Here is a 16,116-nt window from a genome sequence, read left to right on the forward strand (position 1 = left end):
TGTCCTTGCCGGAATTTGGAAAAAACACCGCCCTGCTCGCGTCGCGGATGAGCGACGCATGCATGGTGTGCGTTCGAATCGGGATGGCTCGCCGGTCAGGCCGTGCAGCGGGCGAGGACGCGATTGCACGGCTGTTTCTGGGAAATCAGTCTAGGGATCGGTACAGGGCTTTGGAACGATTTTTTTGAGCTTAGGTTTTCCGCTTTCGTGATTAGCACGACGCTGGAGCGAATATCGCGGCGGCCGGGCCCTATAATGACGCACCTTTCCGAATAACTCCGCGCGGACGGCCCCGGCCGTGCGCGCCTGCGGTGCGCTCATCGATGCAGAAAGTCATCCTGCCATTCCTGTCCGGCTTCCTGGCCGCCCTGTTCTTCCGCGAGGCCACGCTCGCACTCCTTCACACGGCCGACCTGATCGCCGCAACCGGCTTCTCCACGCAGCCGTTCGCGCCGCTCGGCATTCCTGAATTTGTCGCGAATGCGTTGATCAGTGCGTGCTGCGCGATTCCGATGGCGTGGTTGCTGCGCGTCTCGCCGGAACGCGAGGCATCGTGGATCGGCGCGCTCGTGTTCGGCGGCATCGTGCTGACGGCCGCCCGCGTGTTCGCGATCGATCCGCTGCGCGGCATCTGGCCGTCGGGCAACATGATGCCCGTGCTCGCGGCCGGCTTCGCGGCGAACGCGGTGTGGGGCTTCGGTGCGCTCGTGTTCATGCGCGCCTTCATGTCGGACGACGCGCGCGACGAGTAACGCGAGCCCGATCGCCGCGTCCTTCGACCGCGGACGAATCGACATCCATCAACGAAAAGGCCGCCTGCATGTGCAGGCGGCCTTTTCATTTCGATACCGCGCCTGACCCGGCCCGGCTCGCGTCAGTCGCGCAGATTGCGCAGCGGATGCGTATCGGGCGTCCACGGGCTGTCGAACATCGCGAGCACGTCTGCGCGATCGATGTCGGCGGCCGACTTGAAGCGCCAGGCCGGCTGGTGATCCTTGTCGACGATCAGTGCGCGCACGCCTTCGATCACGTCCCCGCGCGCGAACGTCGAGCGCGTGAGATCGAGATCGCGCCGCAGGCAATCGCCCATCGTCGCGCCGCGTGCGCGTTCGACGACTTCTAGCGACACGGCCATCGACAGCGGCGACAGTTGGCTGCGCATCGCGTGGGTCGCCTTCTCGACCCATCCGTCGACCGCCGCGCAATCCTGCTCGGCGTCGAGTGACGCGAGGATCGCGCCGATATCCGGCTGCGCGAAATGCCGGTCGATCCCGGCGTGCGCATCGGCCAGTGCCGACGTATGGGGCGTCGGCACGACCTTGTGTTCTGCCGCCGCGTCGGCCACGCACGCGACGGCCTGCGCACCGCTGTCGATGCGCGCGCTGCGCAGCGTGTCGAGCAGCGCCGGCAGCGCGGCATCGGGCAGATAGACGTCGGCGAGCTGCGCGTACAGTGCGCCGGCCGCGTCGAGCGGCGCGCCGGTCACGGCGAGATAACGGCCGATCGCGCCGGGCGTGCGTGCGAGAAACCAGCTCATCCCGACGTCCGGGAACAGGCCGATGCGCGTTTCGGGCATCGCCATCTTCGTCGAGTCGGTCACGACGCGCAGGCCGCCCGTATGCCGCGCCGCCTGCGAAATGCCCATGCCGCCACCCATCACGACGCCGTGCATCAGCGCGATGTACGGCTTCGGATACGTGAAGATCGTGTGGTTGAGCGTGTATTCCTCGATGAAGAACGTGTCGACCGCATCACGGTCGCCGCGCTGCCACGCGTCGTGGAAGAAGCGCACGTCGCCGCCCGCGCAGAAGGCGCGCGGATGCGGACTGTGCACGGCGACCGCGACGACTTCGGGATCGTCGCGCCACGCGTCGAGCGCCTGCTGCATCAGCCGGATCATGCCGACCGACAGCGCGTTCAGCGCCTTCGGCCGGTTCAGTTCGAGAAAGCCGATGCGGTTCGCGACATACGCGAGCACGTCGGGCTGGGCGGATTCGGCAGAAACGGCAGCGGAAGTGGAATCGGTCATGAGGGCCATCCGGCAAACGGCAGTCGCACGTTCAGTGCGCCTGCATCTTCGAGAACAGGTTCAGCACCACGACGCCCGCGATGATCAGCCCGAGACCGATCACCGCCGGCACGTCCGGCACCTGACGATAGAGCAGCATCGCGACGAGCGTGATCAGCACGATGCCGGCGCCCGACCAGACTGCATAGATGATGCCGACGGGCATCGTGCGCAACGTGAGCGACAGGCAGTAAAACGCGATGCCGTAACCGACGACGACGAGCGCCGACGGCCAGAAGCGCGTGAAGCCGTCCGCCGCGCGCAGCGCCGACGTGCCGATCACTTCCGCGACGATCGCGATCGCGAGCCATGCGTATCCCGGGATCTGCATCGCTCAACTCCTCGCGAGGGCCAGCACGGCGTAGTCCTGGCCGAGCTCGGCACACAGCGCCTCGACGACGAATTCGTGGTCCGCGCGCTGCGGCAGCCCCGACGCGGTGATCGAGCCGATCACGCCGGCGCCCGCGACGGTCAGCGGAAACGCGCCGCCGTGCGGCGAATATTCGCCGATCGGCAGCCCGTGCTTGTCCGCCAGCGTCGCGCCGGCCTGCTGCATGCGCAGGCCGATTGCATACGAGCTGCGCCGGAAATGCGCGACGACGTTGCGCTTGCGGCGCACCCAGTCGGCGTTGTCGGGCGTCGCGCCGGCGAGCGCCGCGTAGAACAGCGGCTGGCCGAACGTGACGATGTCGATCGCGATCGCATGGCCGCGCGATGTCGCGAGGGCATGCATCCGGTTGCCGAGCGCCCACGCGCGGGCCGGGTCGAAATGGGGAAACACGAGCGCCTGTTCCTGCGCGCCGATCGATTGCAGATCGTGAGCGATGTCCATGAATCCGTCGATGCCGTAATGAGAATCGCAACGGCGCCGATGCGATCGCGCAAGGCGCCGTTGCCGAAGAGACGAAACAAACCGTTCGATTCTAGCGCACGCGCCCACCGTCCCGTCCCCACAAGACGCGACACGCGATTGTCAGAAAGTGCTTGCACGCGTTCGGGTAACTCCTTATAATTCATTTCTTCGACGGACGCGGGGTGGAGCAGTCTGGCAGCTCGTCGGGCTCATAACCCGAAGGTCGTAGGTTCAAATCCTACCCCCGCAACCAAACGTCCAGAATTACGCAAAAAGCCCGGCTCCGCGCCGGGCTTTTTGTTTTTCCGCACACGATTCTCTCCCCCTCTTCACGCACGTGCGTCCTGCGCTTCGCGCGGCACGCCGCCCGCATGCGCAGGCGTTCGAGAATGCCACGCCCCGGTGATACACTCGCATTCACCTCGTCCCTTCCACTCGACATGAAATTCTGCTCCGTCTGCGGTCACGAAGTCATCGCGCGCATTCCTCCGGGCGACAACCGTGAGCGCTTCGTCTGCGATCACTGCGGCACGATCCACTACCAGAATCCGCGCAACGTCGTCGGCACGGTCCCGGTCTGGGGCGATCAGATCCTGCTGTGCCGCCGCGCGATCGAACCGCGCTACGGGTTCTGGACGCTGCCCGCGGGCTTCATGGAAATGGGCGAGACGACGGCGGAAGCCGCCGCGCGCGAAACGCTCGAGGAAGCCGGCGCGCGCGTCGAGGTGCAGAACCTGTTCACGCTGCTCAACGTGCCGCACGTGCACCAGGTTCACCTGTTCTATCTCGCGCGGCTCACCGATCCCGCCTTCGAAGCCGGCGAGGAAAGCCTCGAGGTGAAGCTGTTCGACGAAGCCGACATTCCGTGGGACGAGATCGCGTTCCCGACCGTCAGCCAGACCCTGCGATTCTTCTTCGCCGATCGCGCCGCGGGCGACTACGGCGTGCACACCGGCGATATCTTCCGCTCGCTGCGCAACGGCTGAGCCCGCGACCCATGGTCCCCTGGCTCGGCCCGGACGATCCGTTTCCGTCCATCGAACGCGCGCTCGGTCCCGCGACCGGCGCGCCCGGGCTGCTCGCCGCGAGCGCCGACCTGCTGCCGTCCCGCCTGATCGACGCGTACCGGCGCGGCATCTTCCCGTGGTACTCCGACGGCCAGCCCGTGCTGTGGTGGAGCCCCGACCCGCGCATGATCCTCGTGCCGGCCGAATTCAAGGTGTCGCCGTCGCTGCGCAAGACGCTGAAGCGCGTGCTGCGCGGGCCCGAATGGGAAGTGCGCGTCGATCACGATTTTCCGGGCGTGATGCGCGCCTGCGCGCAGGCGCCGCGCCGCGGGCAGCGCGGCACGTGGATCACCGCCGAGATCATCGACGCGTACACGTCGCTCTATCGCTCCGGCAACGCGCACAGCATCGAGACGTGGCATGACGGGCGCCGTGTCGGCGGCCTGTACGGCGTGTCGTTCGGGCGGATGTTTTTCGGCGAATCGATGTACGCGGATGCCACCGACGCATCGAAGATCGCGCTGGCCGCGCTCGTCGCCCACCTTCGCGAGCAGGGGCTGGAGATGATAGACTGCCAGCAGAATACGTCGCATCTAGCGTCGCTCGGCGGCCGCGAGATCGCACGCAAGGCCTTTGTCGCTCACGTGCGCAGCGCGGTAGCCGAACCGCCGATTCCGTGGCAGTTCGACAAGCGCGTGCTCGCCGCGCTGACGGGCCCCGCCGAAACGGCGGCGCCCTCCGGGATCGAGCGCTAGCGCGGCACTCCTTCCCTGCATCGAGAGCTGCCCATGACTCACCCGACTGAGCTGCCGCTTTCACCGCTTTCGGCGCTGCAATTCTATGCAACGGCGCCCTATCCGTGCAGCTATCTGGACGGCCGCATCGCGCGCTCGCAAGTCGCGACGCCGAGCCACCTGATCAACTCCGACATCTACACCGAACTCGTGAAGGCCGGCTTCCGCCGCTCGGGCGTCTTCACGTATCGCCCGTACTGCGACGGCTGCCGCGCGTGCGTGCCGGTGCGCGTGCCGGTCGACGCGTTCGTGCCGGCGCGCACGCAGCGCCGGATGTGGAAGCGGCACCGCGCGCTCGTCGCGACGGTTTCGCCGCTGCACTACGACGAAGAGCACTACGCGCTCTACATGCGCTACCAGTCCGCGCGCCACGCGGGCGGCGGCATGGATCGCGACAGCCGCGACCAGTACGAGCAGTTCCTGCTGCAGAGCCGGATCAATTCCCGCCTCGTCGAATTCCGCGACCTCGACGCGCCGGGCGGCGAGCCCGGCAAGCTGCGCATGGTCAGCATGATCGACATCCTTGGCGACGGGCTGTCGTCGGTCTACACGTTCTTCGAGCCCGACGACCGGCACACGAGCTACGGCACCTACAACATCCTGTGGCAGATCGAGCAGGCGAAAAGCCTCGGCCTGCCGTACGTGTACCTCGGCTACTGGATCCGCGAGAGCCCGAAGATGGCCTACAAGGCGAACTTCCACCCGCTCGAGGGGCTGATCGACGGCCGCTGGAAGACACTCGATCCGGAACGGATCGACCTGCCGCCCGTCGACGCGGCACTGGCCCGCGCGCCGTTGCCGGGCGGGCATTCCGGCTCGGGCTGACGCGCGCCGCCGGGGGCGACGAAGCGAAGCGCGCCCCTGCCGCGCAACTCCCGGTAAAATAGCGGGTTGTCATTCATTCCGGCCGTCCGCCCAATTCCCGTGTTCAGTTCCCTCTATCCGCTGGCCCGCGCATCCCTGTTCAAAATGGATGCGGAAGACGCTCACCACCTTACGCTGCGCGCGCTCGGCGCGGCCGGCCGCACGGGCCTCGCCTGCGCGCTGTCGGCCCGCGTGCCCGACGCGCCGCGCACCGTGATGGGGCTCACGTTCCGCAACCCGGTCGGCCTCGCGGCCGGCCTCGACAAGGACGGCGCGGCCATCGACGGCCTCGCGGCGCTCGGCTTCGGCTTCATCGAAGTCGGCACGGTCACACCACGCCCGCAGCCCGGCAACCCGCGCCCGCGGATGTTCCGCCTGCCGCAGGCCGACGCGCTGATCAACCGGATGGGCTTCAACAACCACGGCGTCGACCAGTTCGTGAAGAACGTCCAGGCCGCCCGCTACCGCGGCATCCTCGGCCTGAACATCGGCAAGAACGCCGATACGCCGATCGAACGCGCCGCCGAGGACTACCTGTACTGCCTCGAGCGCGTGTACCCGTTCGCGAGCTACGTGACGATCAACATCTCGTCGCCGAACACGAAGAACCTGCGCCAGCTGCAGGGCGCGGGCGAGCTCGACGCGCTGCTCGCCGCGCTGAAGGACAAGCAGCAGCGCCTCGCCGACCTGCACGGCAAGCTCGTGCCGCTCGCGCTGAAGATCGCACCCGATCTCGACGACGAACAGGTCAAGGAAATCGGCGACACGCTGCTGCGCCACAAGATCGAAGCGGTCATCGCCACCAACACGACGCTGTCGCGCGCGGCCGTCCAGGGCCTGCCGCATGCGGACGAAGCCGGCGGCCTGTCGGGCCGCCCGGTGTTCGACGCGTCGAACGAGGTGATCCGCAAGCTGCACGCCGAAGTGGGCAGCGAAGTGCCGATCATCGGCGTGGGCGGCATTTTCTCGGGCGAGGACGCCCGTGCAAAGCTCGCGGCCGGCGCGGCGCTCGTCCAGCTCTATACGGGCTTCATCTACCGCGGCCCCGCGCTCGTCGCCGAATGCGTGAAAGCCGTCGCCCGCGAGCATGCCGCATAAGTAATATAGGCATAAACAAACGATATTTATCGATCGATTGCGTTTTTGCTATCATCGATCGCACTATCAGAACAGAAGCCCCCACCGGGGCAAGGAAGCTCACACGATGAAATTTTCGCTGCTGAAGAAGCTGCTGGTTGCCGGCGTGATCGGCACGTCGTTCGCCGCCGCCACCGCGCATGCGGCCGACCTCCTCGACCAGGTAAAACAACGCGGCACGCTGCGAATCGGCCTCGAAGGCACGTTCCCGCCGTTCAACTCGAAGAACCCGCAAGGCGAACTCGTCGGCTTCGACGTCGACATCGCGAAGGCCGTGGCCGCGAAGCTCGGCGTGAAGGCCGAATTCGTGACGACCGAATGGAGCGGCATCATCGCCGGCCTGCAGGCCGGCAAGTTCGACGTGATCGCCAACCAGGTCGGCATCACCGACAAGCGCAAGGAAACGCTCGACTTCTCGCCGGCGTACACGTATTCGTCCGCGCAGCTGATCCAGCGCAAGGACGACACGCGCCAGTTCAAGTCGCTGGACGACCTGAAAGGCAAGAAGCTCGGCGTCGCGCTCGGCACGAACTACATGGACATGGCGAAGTCGGTGCCCGGCATCGACGTGAAGACGTACCCGGGCGCGCCCGAGTACCTGCGCGATCTCGCGGCCGGCCGCCTCGACGCAGCGCTCAACGATCGCCTGATGCTCGCCTACCTGACGAAGAATTCGCAGCTGCCGCTGCGCCCGGGCGCGAACGTCGGCTCGGCGAACCCGTCGGGCATCCCGTTCAAGAAGGGCAACCCGCAGTTCCAGAAGGCGATCGACGACGCGATGGCGCAACTCGAGGCCGACGGCACGTTCACGAAGATCTCGGACAAGTGGTTCGGCATCGACGTGACGAAACCGATCAAGTAAGCACGCCTGCATTTCCCGCCTGACGGCGGGCCGAACAGGGCGGCATCAGCAACGATGCCGCCCTTTGTTTTATTCGTCCGGTTTATGATTGCGCTTCCGCGCAAGCATTCGATTCGTATTCCATGTCGACAACGTCCCTGCTCGTCCAATCGCTGCCGGTGCTCGCCCAGGGCGCCGTACTGACCGTCAAGTTCGCCGTACTGTCGATGGTGTTCGGCCTGCTCGGCGCCGTCATGCTCGCGATGATGGGCATTCGCCAGAGCGAACCGCTCGAAGGCTTCGAACGCATCTGGGTCAACGCGCTCGCGTGGCTGGCGCGCGCGTACGTGAGCCTGATGCGCGGCACGCCGCTGCTCGTGCAGATCTTCGTCATCTACTACGGGCTGCCGAGCCTCGGCATCTCGCTCGACCCGACGCCGGCGGGCGTCATTGCGCTGTCCGCGAACGTCGCGGCTTACATGTCCGAAAGCATGCGCGGCGCGATCAACGGGATCGCGCGCGGCCAATGGCTGGCCGCGTACAGCCTCGGGCTGTCGTGGGGGCAGACGCTGCGTTACGTGATCGGCCCGCAGGCGCTGCGCATCGCGGTGCCGAGCCTGTCGAACAGCCTGATCAGCCTGATCAAGGACACGTCGCTCGTGTCCGTGATCACCGTGACCGAACTGCTGCGCAGCGCGCAGGAAGTGATCGCGGCGACCTACCAGCCGCTGCCGCTCTATCTCGCCGCCGCGGCCGTGTACTGGATCCTGTGCCAGATCCTCGAGTGGGTGCAACGCTGGTACGAAAAACGCCTGTCGCTGCCGTCGCGGCACTGAGCGCACGCCATCCGCCGGGCACGCGTGCCCGGCGCCCCGCCTTCTCCGCTTACTCGCCCGAATAGCGCACGCCGAGCGCGGCGCGCGCCGCATCGGTCATCGCGATCATCTGCCGCGAATGGTCGTGCGTCATGATCGGGCTCTCGGTTGCGCCCGCGCGCAGCAGGTCGCAGAAATGCGCGGTCTCGTAGTTCAACCCGCCGCCGTCGACCGGCGCGTCGAGTTCGACCGACCGCCCGTCCGCGTAGCGGATCGTCGCGCGTGCGGGGTTCCACCACTTCTCGTGGATCGTCACGTGGCCGCCGGCCGCGGCGATCAGTGCGTCACCGCGTCCCATCACGTCGAGCCCGCAAAAAAGCTGCGCGATCCCGCCGTTCGCATGCACGCTGTTCAGGCTCGCGAACATGTCGACACCCGTCGCACCGACGCGGCCGAGCGTCTGCACGTCGAGCGCCGCGCCGAGCCAGTCGACCGCGAGAAATGCCTCGTAGATCCCGATATCGAGCAGCGCGCCGCCCGCGCGATCGAGGCGATAGACGGGATGGTCGTCCGGTACCGACGACGACGCGCAGCCCGCCCGCACGAGCCGGATCTCGCCGATCGGATCGTCCCGCAGGTGCGCGCGCAGCTGACGGTACAACGGAAAGAACGGCGGCTTCATCGCTTCCATGAAAAGCCGCCCGGCGTCGCGTGCCGCACGCAGCACGGTGTCGAGTTGCGCCGCGTTCAGCGTCGCGGGTTTTTCGCACAGCACGGCCTTGCCGGCGGCAAGTGCGGCCAGCGTGTACTGCGCGTGACTGTCATGGAGTGTCGCGATATAAACCGCGTCGATATCGCTCGCGAGGAGCGCCTCAAGGCTCGTGGCAGGCGTGCCGCCGCACGTCCCGCAAAAGGCTGCCGCTGCGTCGGCGCGGCGGGCCCAGGCACCGGCGAGCATGGCACCCGGCACGTGTGCGAGGCTTTGCGCGAAGCGGCGCGCAATGCTGCCCGCACCGACGATGCCGAAGCGCACCGGGCGTTGGTCGTTGTCGTTCATCCTGATCTTCCGTGTCGGTCGTATGACGGTGACCGGCACGCTGCCGGTCGGCCGTCATGATAAACGGCTCGCCAGCACTCGGATGAGCGACACGAACAACGTCAGGCACGCACCGGCACGTCGACAGAGAAATCGCGCGAGATCTCGTCGGCGCTGAAATCGATCAGCGCCAGCGAAGCCGCTTCGGCCTCGCGCGGATCGCGCCGCTCGATCGCGTCGACGACACGCGCATGCGCCTTCACGGCAATCTCGTGCGCCCCCTCCTTCTGCACGACGCGCGGATTCACGAGACGCACCGCACCGCGCACGATCGCCGCCATCTGCTGGAAGAACTGATTGCCGCTCGCCTGCACGATCCGCGTGTGCAGCAACTCGTCGGCCGTGTCGTAGCCCGTGTCGCCGGGCTGCAGCACCTTGAACGCATCGAACGCCTCGCGGATACCCGCGATGTCAGCCGCCGTCGCACGCACCGCCGCCTGCGCGGTCGCACGTGGTTCGATCAGCATCCGGAATTCGATGACGTCGCGCATGAACTGTGGATCGGGTTTTGCCCGAAACCGCCAGCTCACCACGTCTTCGTCGATCATGCGCCAGTCACGCATCGGCCGCACGCGCGTGCCGACTTTCGGCCGAACGTCCAGCATGTCGCGCGCAAGCAACATCGACAACGCTTCCCGCATCACGGTGCGACTCACATCGAACTCTTTCGACAACACATCTTGCGGCGGCAAGATGCCGCCGTACTTGTCTTCGACGATACCCGAGACAAGCCCATCCATCACTTTGGCGACCAGTGACCGGTCTTTGCCCTGCTCCATAACACCTCCCCGTGCGTCGATTTGCGAACACCTGCTCCGCAGTTCCGCCGGCCCTGGTTACTACTGTTCTTATGATCTATAAGTTGATGAGTTCGGGGATATTTCGCTATCTGGTAAACACCTGACAGGGTTATCCCTCTTTTTGACGGGGTGATTTATAAGGCTTCAAAAAAGGCCCGGGAAGCGCACTGCGCCTGCCGGGCCCCGGTTTCCACAAGATTTAAACATTCAATCCATTACGGATGTAACACGCCGTTACGGACTGCTTTTCATTTCTTTCAATTGGCCGAATAAACGATCGTTTCAACGCCGTTTTCCGTGCCGAGCAAGCACAGATTCGCACCGCGCTCGGCGAACAAACCGACCGTCACGACGCCCGGCCATGCATTCACCTGTGCTTCGAAACCGCGCGGATCGGCGATCTGCAGCCCCTTCACGTCGATGATCTCGTTGCCGTTGTCGGTGATGTAGGGTGCACCGTCCTTCGTCACGCGCAGCACCGGCACACCGCCGAGCGCGGTCACGCGCCGGCCGATCGCCGTGCGTGCCATCGGCACGACCTCGATCGGCAGCGGGAACGCGCCGAGCACCGGCACGCGCTTGCTGGCGTCCGCGATGCAGACGAACGTGTCGGCGACCGACGCGACGATCTTCTCGCGCGTCAGCGCGCCGCCGCCGCCCTTGATCATCGCGCCGCTCGCATCGATCTCGTCGGCGCCGTCGACGTACACCTGCAGCGAATCGACCTCGTTCAGGTCGAACACCTTGATGCCGTGCGATTTCAGGCGCTCGGTCGTTGCGACGGAGCTCGACACGGCGCCGCGGTAGCGCGACTTGACGACGGCGAGCGCGTCGATGAAGCAGTTGGCGGTCGAGCCGGTGCCGACGCCGATCACGGCGCCTTCCGGCACGTTCTGGATCACGTAGTCGGCGGCGGCCTGGCCGACGAGGCGTTTGAGTTCGTCTTGAGTCATGGAGTGGTCATGCTGCGGGATTGCGGAAAACCGCCAGTTTACCGGACTCGGATGACAGCCCGCGTTTTTCGGCGCGCGGTGCGCCACGGGTTCAGGGCGCGCCCGCCGCGGGCGCGTTGTCCGCCGGTTGCGAGCCGGGGAAGTATTTGTCGAGCAACGCCTGCGCGATCGCATCGCTTTCGGCGTCCGGATTGCCCGCGTAGTCGGACGGCCGGAAATGCATCTGGAACGCCGCGAACACGCGTCGCGTGCGGGCGTCGAGCACGCCGTCGGTCGGCACGTCGTAGCCATAGCGCGCGAGCTTGAGCTGCAGTTCGCGCACATCGACCGGCGCGTGCGGATCGCGGCCGCCGAGCCGCGCGGCAACCGTTGCATCGTCCGGCCATGCGCCGACGCCGGCCTGGGCCAGCGCGTGCCACGGAAACAGCGGCCCCGGATCGATCTTGCGTTGCGGCGCGATGTCGCTGTGCCCGACCACGCGCGTCGGCGGAATCGCGTAGCGCGCGACGATGTCCTTCGACAGGCGGATCAGCGCCTCGACCTGTTCGGGTGGATACGGCTGCCAGGTGCGATTCTGCGGATCGAGCGGGCCGCGGTTCACGTTCTCGATGCCGATCGACGCCGCGTTCAGCTCGGTCGTGCCCTGCCACTCGCTGACGCCCGCGTGCCATGCGCGTTGCGATTCCGGCACGAGCTGGTAGACGACGGGCATCCCGCGTTCGATACGCGGCTGCGGCGGCACGACGTAATGCACGCTGACCGAATCGCCCGTCAGCGTGCGCAACGATTTCGCTTCGTCGCTTTCGGTGTAATGCATCACGAGAAAACGGATCCGCGAATCGGCACCGCGCGCGTGTTGGCTCGTGTCGGCGTAGTAGGTGCCGCGTTCGACGAGCGACGGCGACGTGCAGGCTGCCAGCACGCACAACACGGCGCAGGATGCGCCAACACGAAGCAGGGTCATCGGTCGCGAATTCCGGGGAGCCGCGGGGCGCGTCGTATCGCGGCACGCGTCGTTCGGGTCAGGCCCGCGCGCATCGCGCGAGACGGGCTGTGTCAGCCCTTCACGCGCCGCTGGCGCACGGCTTCGTACAGGCACACGCCGCTTGCGACCGACACGTTCAGGCTTTCCACGCTGCCGGCCATCGGGATGCTCATCACGTCGTCGCAGGTATCGCGCGTGAGCCGGCGCATGCCTTCGCCTTCCGCGCCCATCACGAGCGCGACGGGGCCGTCGAGCTTCGTGTCGTAGAGCGTCGACGACGCCTCGTCCGACGTGCCGATGATCCACACGCCGGCTTCCTTCAGCTCGCGCAGCGCGCGGGCGAGGTTCGTCACCGTGATGTACGGCACCGTATCGGCCGCGCCGCTCGCCACCTTGGCCGCGGTCGCGTTCAGGCCGACCGCACGGTCACGCGGCGCGATGACCGCGTGCGCACCCGCCGAATCGGCGACACGCAGGCACGCGCCGAGGTTGTGCGGATCGGTGACACCGTCGAGCACGAGCAGCAGCGCCGGGCCCTGGATGCCGTCGAGCAGCTCGGACAGGTTTTGCGCGAGCGGGACGTCCTCGACGCGCGCGACGACACCCTGGTGACGCTCGGTATGGGCGAGGCCCCACAGGCGCGTTTCGTCGGCCGCGATCAGCCGCACGCCCGCTTCCTTCGCGGTGTGCAGGAAGTCCTGCATGCGGCGGTCGCGGCGCGTCTGGTCGTACAGCACCTCCGCAACCGTCGATGCATCGTGCCGCAAACGTGCGGTCACCGCATGAAAACCGTAAAGAACCTTCAGACGTGACATGACTGGAACAACCTTCGATCAAACGTGCAGCCGCGCGACGCGCGCGGCCGCGATCCATGGAAAAGGAAAGCGCCGCGTTGCCGGCCGATGACCGGTGACGCGGCGTCTCTCGATACTGCAGGGCGTGCGCTTGCGCCGCCCCGAACGCTCAATACTTCTTGCGGGCGCGTGTCTTCTTCGCGGTCGGCTTTGCCGCCGCACCGCCACCACCACCGCTACCGCCATTACCGCCCTTCTTCTTCGCGGCGGTACGCGCGGCGCGCGCTTCCTGTACCGCGACGCTCGGTGCGCTCGCGGCCTTCTTGCGACGCGGTGCGGAGTCCTCCGCCGGCGGCAGCGCACGCACGCGCGGGCCGTTGCCGTTGCGATCGACGCCTGCGGCAGCCGGCGCGGGCGACGGACGCGGCGCCTTCACCGGCGTATCGCGCACGAGACGGAAATCGATCTTGCGCGCGTCGAGATCGACACGGCTGACCTGCACGCGCACGCGGTCCGACAGGCGATAGCGGATGCCCGTCCGTTCGCCGCGCAGCTCGTTCTTGATCTCGTCGTACTGGAAGTAGTCCGAGCCGAGTTCCGTGACGTGCACGAGCCCTTCGATGAAGAGCGTGTCGAGCTGCACGAAGATGCCGAACGACGTCACGCCGTTCACCATCCCGCCGTACTCCTCGCCGAGCTTGTCGCGCATGAAGTAGCACTTGAGCCATGCCTCGACGTCGCGCGATGCTTCGTCCGCACGCCGCTCGTTCGCCGAGCAGTGCAGGCCGAGCTCTTCCCAGATCGCCGTGTTCGGGCGCGAGCGGCCGCGCGTTTCGTCGTCGGCCTGCTGCATCGCGCGGGCGCGCGGCGACAGCGCGGTGTTCAGCTCGAAGCCGTCCGGCGCCTTCGGCACGTACTTCTTGCCGGACAGGATCGCGTAGATCGCGCGGTGCGTGAGCAGGTCGGGATAACGGCGGATCGGGCTCGTGAAGTGCGCATACGCCTCGTACGCGAGACCGAAGTGACCGATGTTGTCCGGGCTGTAGACGGCCTGCTGCATCGAGCGCAGCAGCATCGGCTGCAGCATCTGCGCGTCGGGCCGGTCGCGAATCTGCGCCATCAGCGCCGCGTAGTCGCTCGCATGCGGCTTGTCGCCGCCGCCGAGCGACAGGCCCATGCCGCGCAGGAACGCGCGCAGGTTCTCGAGCTTCTCCGGCGTCGGCCCCGCGTGCACGCGGTACAGGCCCGGATGCTTGTTGCGCTTCAGGAAATCGGCCGCGCAGACGTTCGCGGCCAGCATGCATTCCTCGATCAGCTTGTGCGCATCGTTGCGCTGGCGCGGCACGATCTGCTCGATCTTGCCCTGCGAGTTGCAGACGATGTAGGTCTCGGTCGTGTCGAAGTCGATCGCGCCGCGCTTCTGCCGTGCGGCGAACAGCGACTTGTAGACGCCGTACAGGTCCTGCAGGTGCGGCAGCAGGTCCGCGCGACGCGCGGCCTCCGGCCCCTTCGTGTTCGACAGCACGGCCGCGACTTCGGTGTACGTGAGGCGTGCAGCCGAATGGATAACGGCCGGATAGAACTGATACGCCTTGATCTCGCCACGCGCGGTGATCACCATGTCGCACGCGAGCACGCAGCGGTCGACCTGCGGATTCAGCGAGCACAGGCCGTTCGACAGTTTTTCCGGCAGCATCGGAATCACGCGGCGCGGGAAATAGACCGACGTGCTGCGTTCGAGCGCGTCGGCATCGAGCCCGCCGCCCGGCTGTACGTAGTGCGACACGTCCGCGATCGCGACGATCAGACGATAGCCGTCGCCGCGACCGACCTTGACCGGCTCGCAGTAGACGGCGTCGTCGAAGTCGCGGGCGTCCTCGCCGTCGATCGTCACGAGCGGCACGTCGCGCAGGTCGACGCGGAATCGCAGGTCGGTCGGCCGCACCTTGTCGGGCAGCGCGGCGGCCTCGTCGAGCGCCGGCTGGCTGAATTCATGCGGCACACCGTACTTGCGCACCGCGATTTCGATTTCCATGCCCGGATCGTCGATATCGCCGAGCACTTCGACGACACGGCCGAGCGGCTGCGAATGACGGCTCGGGAAATCGGTCAGCTCGACGACCACGACCTGCCCAACCTTCGCCTTCTTCACGTTCTGCGTGATCAGGATGTCGTGGCCGATGCGCTTGTCTTCCGGCGCGACGATCAGCGCACCGTTCTCGTTGAGCAGGCGGCCGATCACGCGCTTGTTCGCGCGATCGGTGACTTCGACGACATGCCCTTCCGGGCGGCCGCGGCGATCGTAGCCGACGATCCGCGCGAGCACGCGATCGTTGTGCATCACCTTCTGCATTTCGCCGTTCGGCAAGAACAGGTCGTCCTGGCCGTCGTCGCGGATCACGAACCCGTAGCCGTCGCGATGCCCTTGCACGCGTCCGGCGACGAAGTTCGACGGATGGGTCAGCTGGTAGTGGCCACGCTTGTCGAGGCGGATCTGGCCGTCGCGTTCCATCGCGGCGACACGCCGGAAGAACCCCTCGCGCTCCTGACGCTTGATCGACAATGCTTCGGCGATGTCGTTGGCGGCCAGCGGCGCGTCGCTCGTACGCAGCACGCCGAGAATCTCTTCACGGCTCGGAATGGGGTACGGATATTTGCTCAAGGGTTTGTCGATGATTGTTCTCGTTGCGTTGACCGATGGTGCACGGCATCAACATAGAGGTGTCCGTCAGACAGTTCTATATTGACGGCGGCGGACCATTCTATCATCCGCCTGTGTCACCAAATAACGGGGAATGCCGCGGGCAGGCGCGACGGCGGCCGGTTTGCGATGCGTCGCAAAAAAGTGTTGACACGAATAATTGGGGCGCTATAATTTCGCTTCTTTGCAGCAAGCAGCTACTGCAAAACGTGCCCAGGTGGCGGAATTGGTAGACGCACTAGGTTCAGGTCCTAGCGGTGGCAACATCGTGGAGGTTCGAGTCCTCTCCTGGGCACCATCTGTTTTTAAAAAGGTCGGCTTCTAGCCGGCCTTTTTCTTTTTCAAGCCCCGGAAAGCAAAATACCCGGGCGCCTTGCACGCCCGGGCTGACATCTGCCCCCTATTCTC

General features: G+C 66.3%; 16 protein-coding genes and 2 tRNA genes. 9 read left to right on the forward strand and 9 right to left on the reverse strand.

Going from position 1 to position 16,116, the window contains the following annotated elements:
* Positions 1–323 precede the first annotated feature (323 nt).
* Positions 324–752, forward strand: coding sequence for a hypothetical protein (locus ACTRWB_RS20290; protein WP_048243891.1), 429 nt, complete (start codon positions 324–326; stop codon positions 750–752).
* 122 nt (positions 753–874) lie between these two features.
* On the opposite strand, the gene ACTRWB_RS20295 is transcribed toward ACTRWB_RS20290, so the two are convergent.
* From ACTRWB_RS20295 to ACTRWB_RS20305, 3 genes are read right to left on the reverse strand one after another with little or no spacing between them, the layout of a single operon-like run.
* On the reverse strand, positions 875–2,029 hold the full coding sequence (locus ACTRWB_RS20295; protein WP_446903061.1) for an enoyl-CoA hydratase/isomerase family protein: 1,155 nt from the start codon (positions 2,027–2,029) through the stop codon (positions 875–877).
* 31 nt (positions 2,030–2,060) lie between these two features.
* Positions 2,061–2,399: a DMT family transporter gene (locus ACTRWB_RS20300; protein ID WP_419687206.1), complete on the reverse strand. Its 339-nt coding sequence runs from the start codon at positions 2,397–2,399 to the stop codon at positions 2,061–2,063.
* A gap of 3 nt (positions 2,400–2,402) precedes the next feature.
* Complete coding sequence (locus ACTRWB_RS20305; RefSeq protein ID WP_129514465.1) at positions 2,403–2,900, reverse strand: heme-degrading domain-containing protein; 498 nt, start codon at positions 2,898–2,900, stop codon at positions 2,403–2,405.
* Positions 2,901–3,097: 197 nt separating this feature from the next.
* On the opposite strand from ACTRWB_RS20305, the gene ACTRWB_RS20310 reads away from it, so the two are divergent.
* The 7 genes from ACTRWB_RS20310 to ACTRWB_RS20340 all read left to right on the forward strand — a co-directional run bounded on the left by ACTRWB_RS20310 (position 3,098) and on the right by ACTRWB_RS20340 (position 8,400).
* A tRNA-Met gene (locus tag ACTRWB_RS20310) sits at positions 3,098–3,174 on the forward strand.
* Between the two features lie 187 nt (positions 3,175–3,361).
* Positions 3,362–3,907, forward strand: a complete 546-nt coding sequence (locus ACTRWB_RS20315; protein WP_011351855.1) for an NUDIX hydrolase — start codon at positions 3,362–3,364, stop codon at positions 3,905–3,907.
* An 11-nt stretch (positions 3,908–3,918) separates the two neighbouring features.
* A complete protein-coding gene (gene aat, locus ACTRWB_RS20320) occupies positions 3,919–4,683 on the forward strand; it encodes a leucyl/phenylalanyl-tRNA--protein transferase (protein WP_048243898.1) in 765 nt (254 codons plus the stop codon).
* A gap of 33 nt (positions 4,684–4,716) precedes the next feature.
* Positions 4,717–5,547, forward strand: a complete 831-nt coding sequence (locus ACTRWB_RS20325; RefSeq protein ID WP_446903062.1) for an arginyltransferase — start codon at positions 4,717–4,719, stop codon at positions 5,545–5,547.
* A gap of 99 nt (positions 5,548–5,646) precedes the next feature.
* Positions 5,647–6,684: a quinone-dependent dihydroorotate dehydrogenase gene (locus tag ACTRWB_RS20330; RefSeq protein ID WP_446903063.1), complete on the forward strand. Its 1,038-nt coding sequence runs from the start codon at positions 5,647–5,649 to the stop codon at positions 6,682–6,684.
* Positions 6,685–6,790: 106 nt separating this feature from the next.
* The gene (locus tag ACTRWB_RS20335; RefSeq protein WP_129514463.1) at positions 6,791–7,585 is read left to right on the forward strand and encodes a cystine ABC transporter substrate-binding protein; all 795 of its coding nucleotides are present in this window, start codon (positions 6,791–6,793) and stop codon (positions 7,583–7,585) included.
* Positions 7,586–7,707: 122 nt separating this feature from the next.
* A complete protein-coding gene (locus ACTRWB_RS20340; protein WP_048243905.1) occupies positions 7,708–8,400 on the forward strand; it encodes an amino acid ABC transporter permease in 693 nt (230 codons plus the stop codon).
* Positions 8,401–8,449: 49 nt separating this feature from the next.
* On the opposite strand, the gene ACTRWB_RS20345 is transcribed toward ACTRWB_RS20340, so the two are convergent.
* From ACTRWB_RS20345 to rnr, 6 genes are all read right to left on the reverse strand, one after another.
* Positions 8,450–9,436 (reverse strand): Gfo/Idh/MocA family protein, encoded by a 987-nt coding sequence (locus ACTRWB_RS20345; protein WP_446903064.1) that lies wholly within the window; start codon positions 9,434–9,436, stop codon positions 8,450–8,452.
* Positions 9,437–9,537: 101 nt separating this feature from the next.
* Positions 9,538–10,254 (reverse strand): FadR/GntR family transcriptional regulator, encoded by a 717-nt coding sequence (locus ACTRWB_RS20350; RefSeq protein ID WP_048243909.1) that lies wholly within the window; start codon positions 10,252–10,254, stop codon positions 9,538–9,540.
* 278 nt (positions 10,255–10,532) lie between these two features.
* The gene (gene rpiA, locus ACTRWB_RS20355) at positions 10,533–11,228 is read right to left on the reverse strand and encodes a ribose-5-phosphate isomerase RpiA (protein WP_096470822.1); all 696 of its coding nucleotides are present in this window, start codon (positions 11,226–11,228) and stop codon (positions 10,533–10,535) included.
* A 91-nt stretch (positions 11,229–11,319) separates the two neighbouring features.
* Positions 11,320–12,192, reverse strand: coding sequence for an N-acetylmuramoyl-L-alanine amidase (locus ACTRWB_RS20360; protein WP_446903065.1), 873 nt, complete (start codon positions 12,190–12,192; stop codon positions 11,320–11,322).
* A 92-nt stretch (positions 12,193–12,284) separates the two neighbouring features.
* On the reverse strand, positions 12,285–13,028 hold the full coding sequence (rlmB, locus tag ACTRWB_RS20365) for a 23S rRNA (guanosine(2251)-2'-O)-methyltransferase RlmB (protein WP_048243915.1): 744 nt from the start codon (positions 13,026–13,028) through the stop codon (positions 12,285–12,287).
* A gap of 148 nt (positions 13,029–13,176) precedes the next feature.
* The gene (rnr, locus tag ACTRWB_RS20370) at positions 13,177–15,669 is read right to left on the reverse strand and encodes a ribonuclease R (protein WP_446903066.1); all 2,493 of its coding nucleotides are present in this window, start codon (positions 15,667–15,669) and stop codon (positions 13,177–13,179) included.
* A gap of 250 nt (positions 15,670–15,919) precedes the next feature.
* Between rnr and ACTRWB_RS20375 the strand changes: the two genes are divergently transcribed.
* Positions 15,920–16,006: transfer RNA gene (locus tag ACTRWB_RS20375), tRNA-Leu, on the forward strand.
* Positions 16,007–16,116: the final 110 nt, after the last annotated feature.

Source organism: Burkholderia sp. YIM B11467 (assembly GCF_052952715.1).

What these genes read in the sequence shown, in the direction of transcription:
- ACTRWB_RS20290 (WP_048243891.1), top strand. Translation starts at nt 324, where the DNA reads ATGCAGAAAGTCATCCTGCCATTCCTGTCCGGCTTCCTGGCCGCCCTG.
- ACTRWB_RS20295 (WP_446903061.1), bottom strand. Translation starts at nt 2,029, where the DNA reads ATGACCGATTCCACTTCCGCTGCCGTTTCTGCCGAATCCGCCCAGCCC.
- ACTRWB_RS20300 (WP_419687206.1), bottom strand. Translation starts at nt 2,399, where the DNA reads ATGCAGATCCCGGGATACGCATGGCTCGCGATCGCGATCGTCGCGGAA.
- ACTRWB_RS20305 (WP_129514465.1), bottom strand. Translation starts at nt 2,900, where the DNA reads ATGGACATCGCTCACGATCTGCAATCGATCGGCGCGCAGGAACAGGCG.
- ACTRWB_RS20315 (WP_011351855.1), top strand. Translation starts at nt 3,362, where the DNA reads ATGAAATTCTGCTCCGTCTGCGGTCACGAAGTCATCGCGCGCATTCCT.
- aat (WP_048243898.1), top strand. Translation starts at nt 3,919, where the DNA reads ATGGTCCCCTGGCTCGGCCCGGACGATCCGTTTCCGTCCATCGAACGC.
- ACTRWB_RS20325 (WP_446903062.1), top strand. Translation starts at nt 4,717, where the DNA reads ATGACTCACCCGACTGAGCTGCCGCTTTCACCGCTTTCGGCGCTGCAA.
- ACTRWB_RS20335 (WP_129514463.1), top strand. Translation starts at nt 6,791, where the DNA reads ATGAAATTTTCGCTGCTGAAGAAGCTGCTGGTTGCCGGCGTGATCGGC.
- ACTRWB_RS20340 (WP_048243905.1), top strand. Translation starts at nt 7,708, where the DNA reads ATGTCGACAACGTCCCTGCTCGTCCAATCGCTGCCGGTGCTCGCCCAG.
- ACTRWB_RS20345 (WP_446903064.1), bottom strand. Translation starts at nt 9,436, where the DNA reads ATGAACGACAACGACCAACGCCCGGTGCGCTTCGGCATCGTCGGTGCG.
- ACTRWB_RS20350 (WP_048243909.1), bottom strand. Translation starts at nt 10,254, where the DNA reads ATGGAGCAGGGCAAAGACCGGTCACTGGTCGCCAAAGTGATGGATGGG.
- rpiA (WP_096470822.1), bottom strand. Translation starts at nt 11,228, where the DNA reads ATGACTCAAGACGAACTCAAACGCCTCGTCGGCCAGGCCGCCGCCGAC.
- ACTRWB_RS20360 (WP_446903065.1), bottom strand. Translation starts at nt 12,192, where the DNA reads ATGACCCTGCTTCGTGTTGGCGCATCCTGCGCCGTGTTGTGCGTGCTG.
- rlmB (WP_048243915.1), bottom strand. Translation starts at nt 13,028, where the DNA reads ATGTCACGTCTGAAGGTTCTTTACGGTTTTCATGCGGTGACCGCACGT.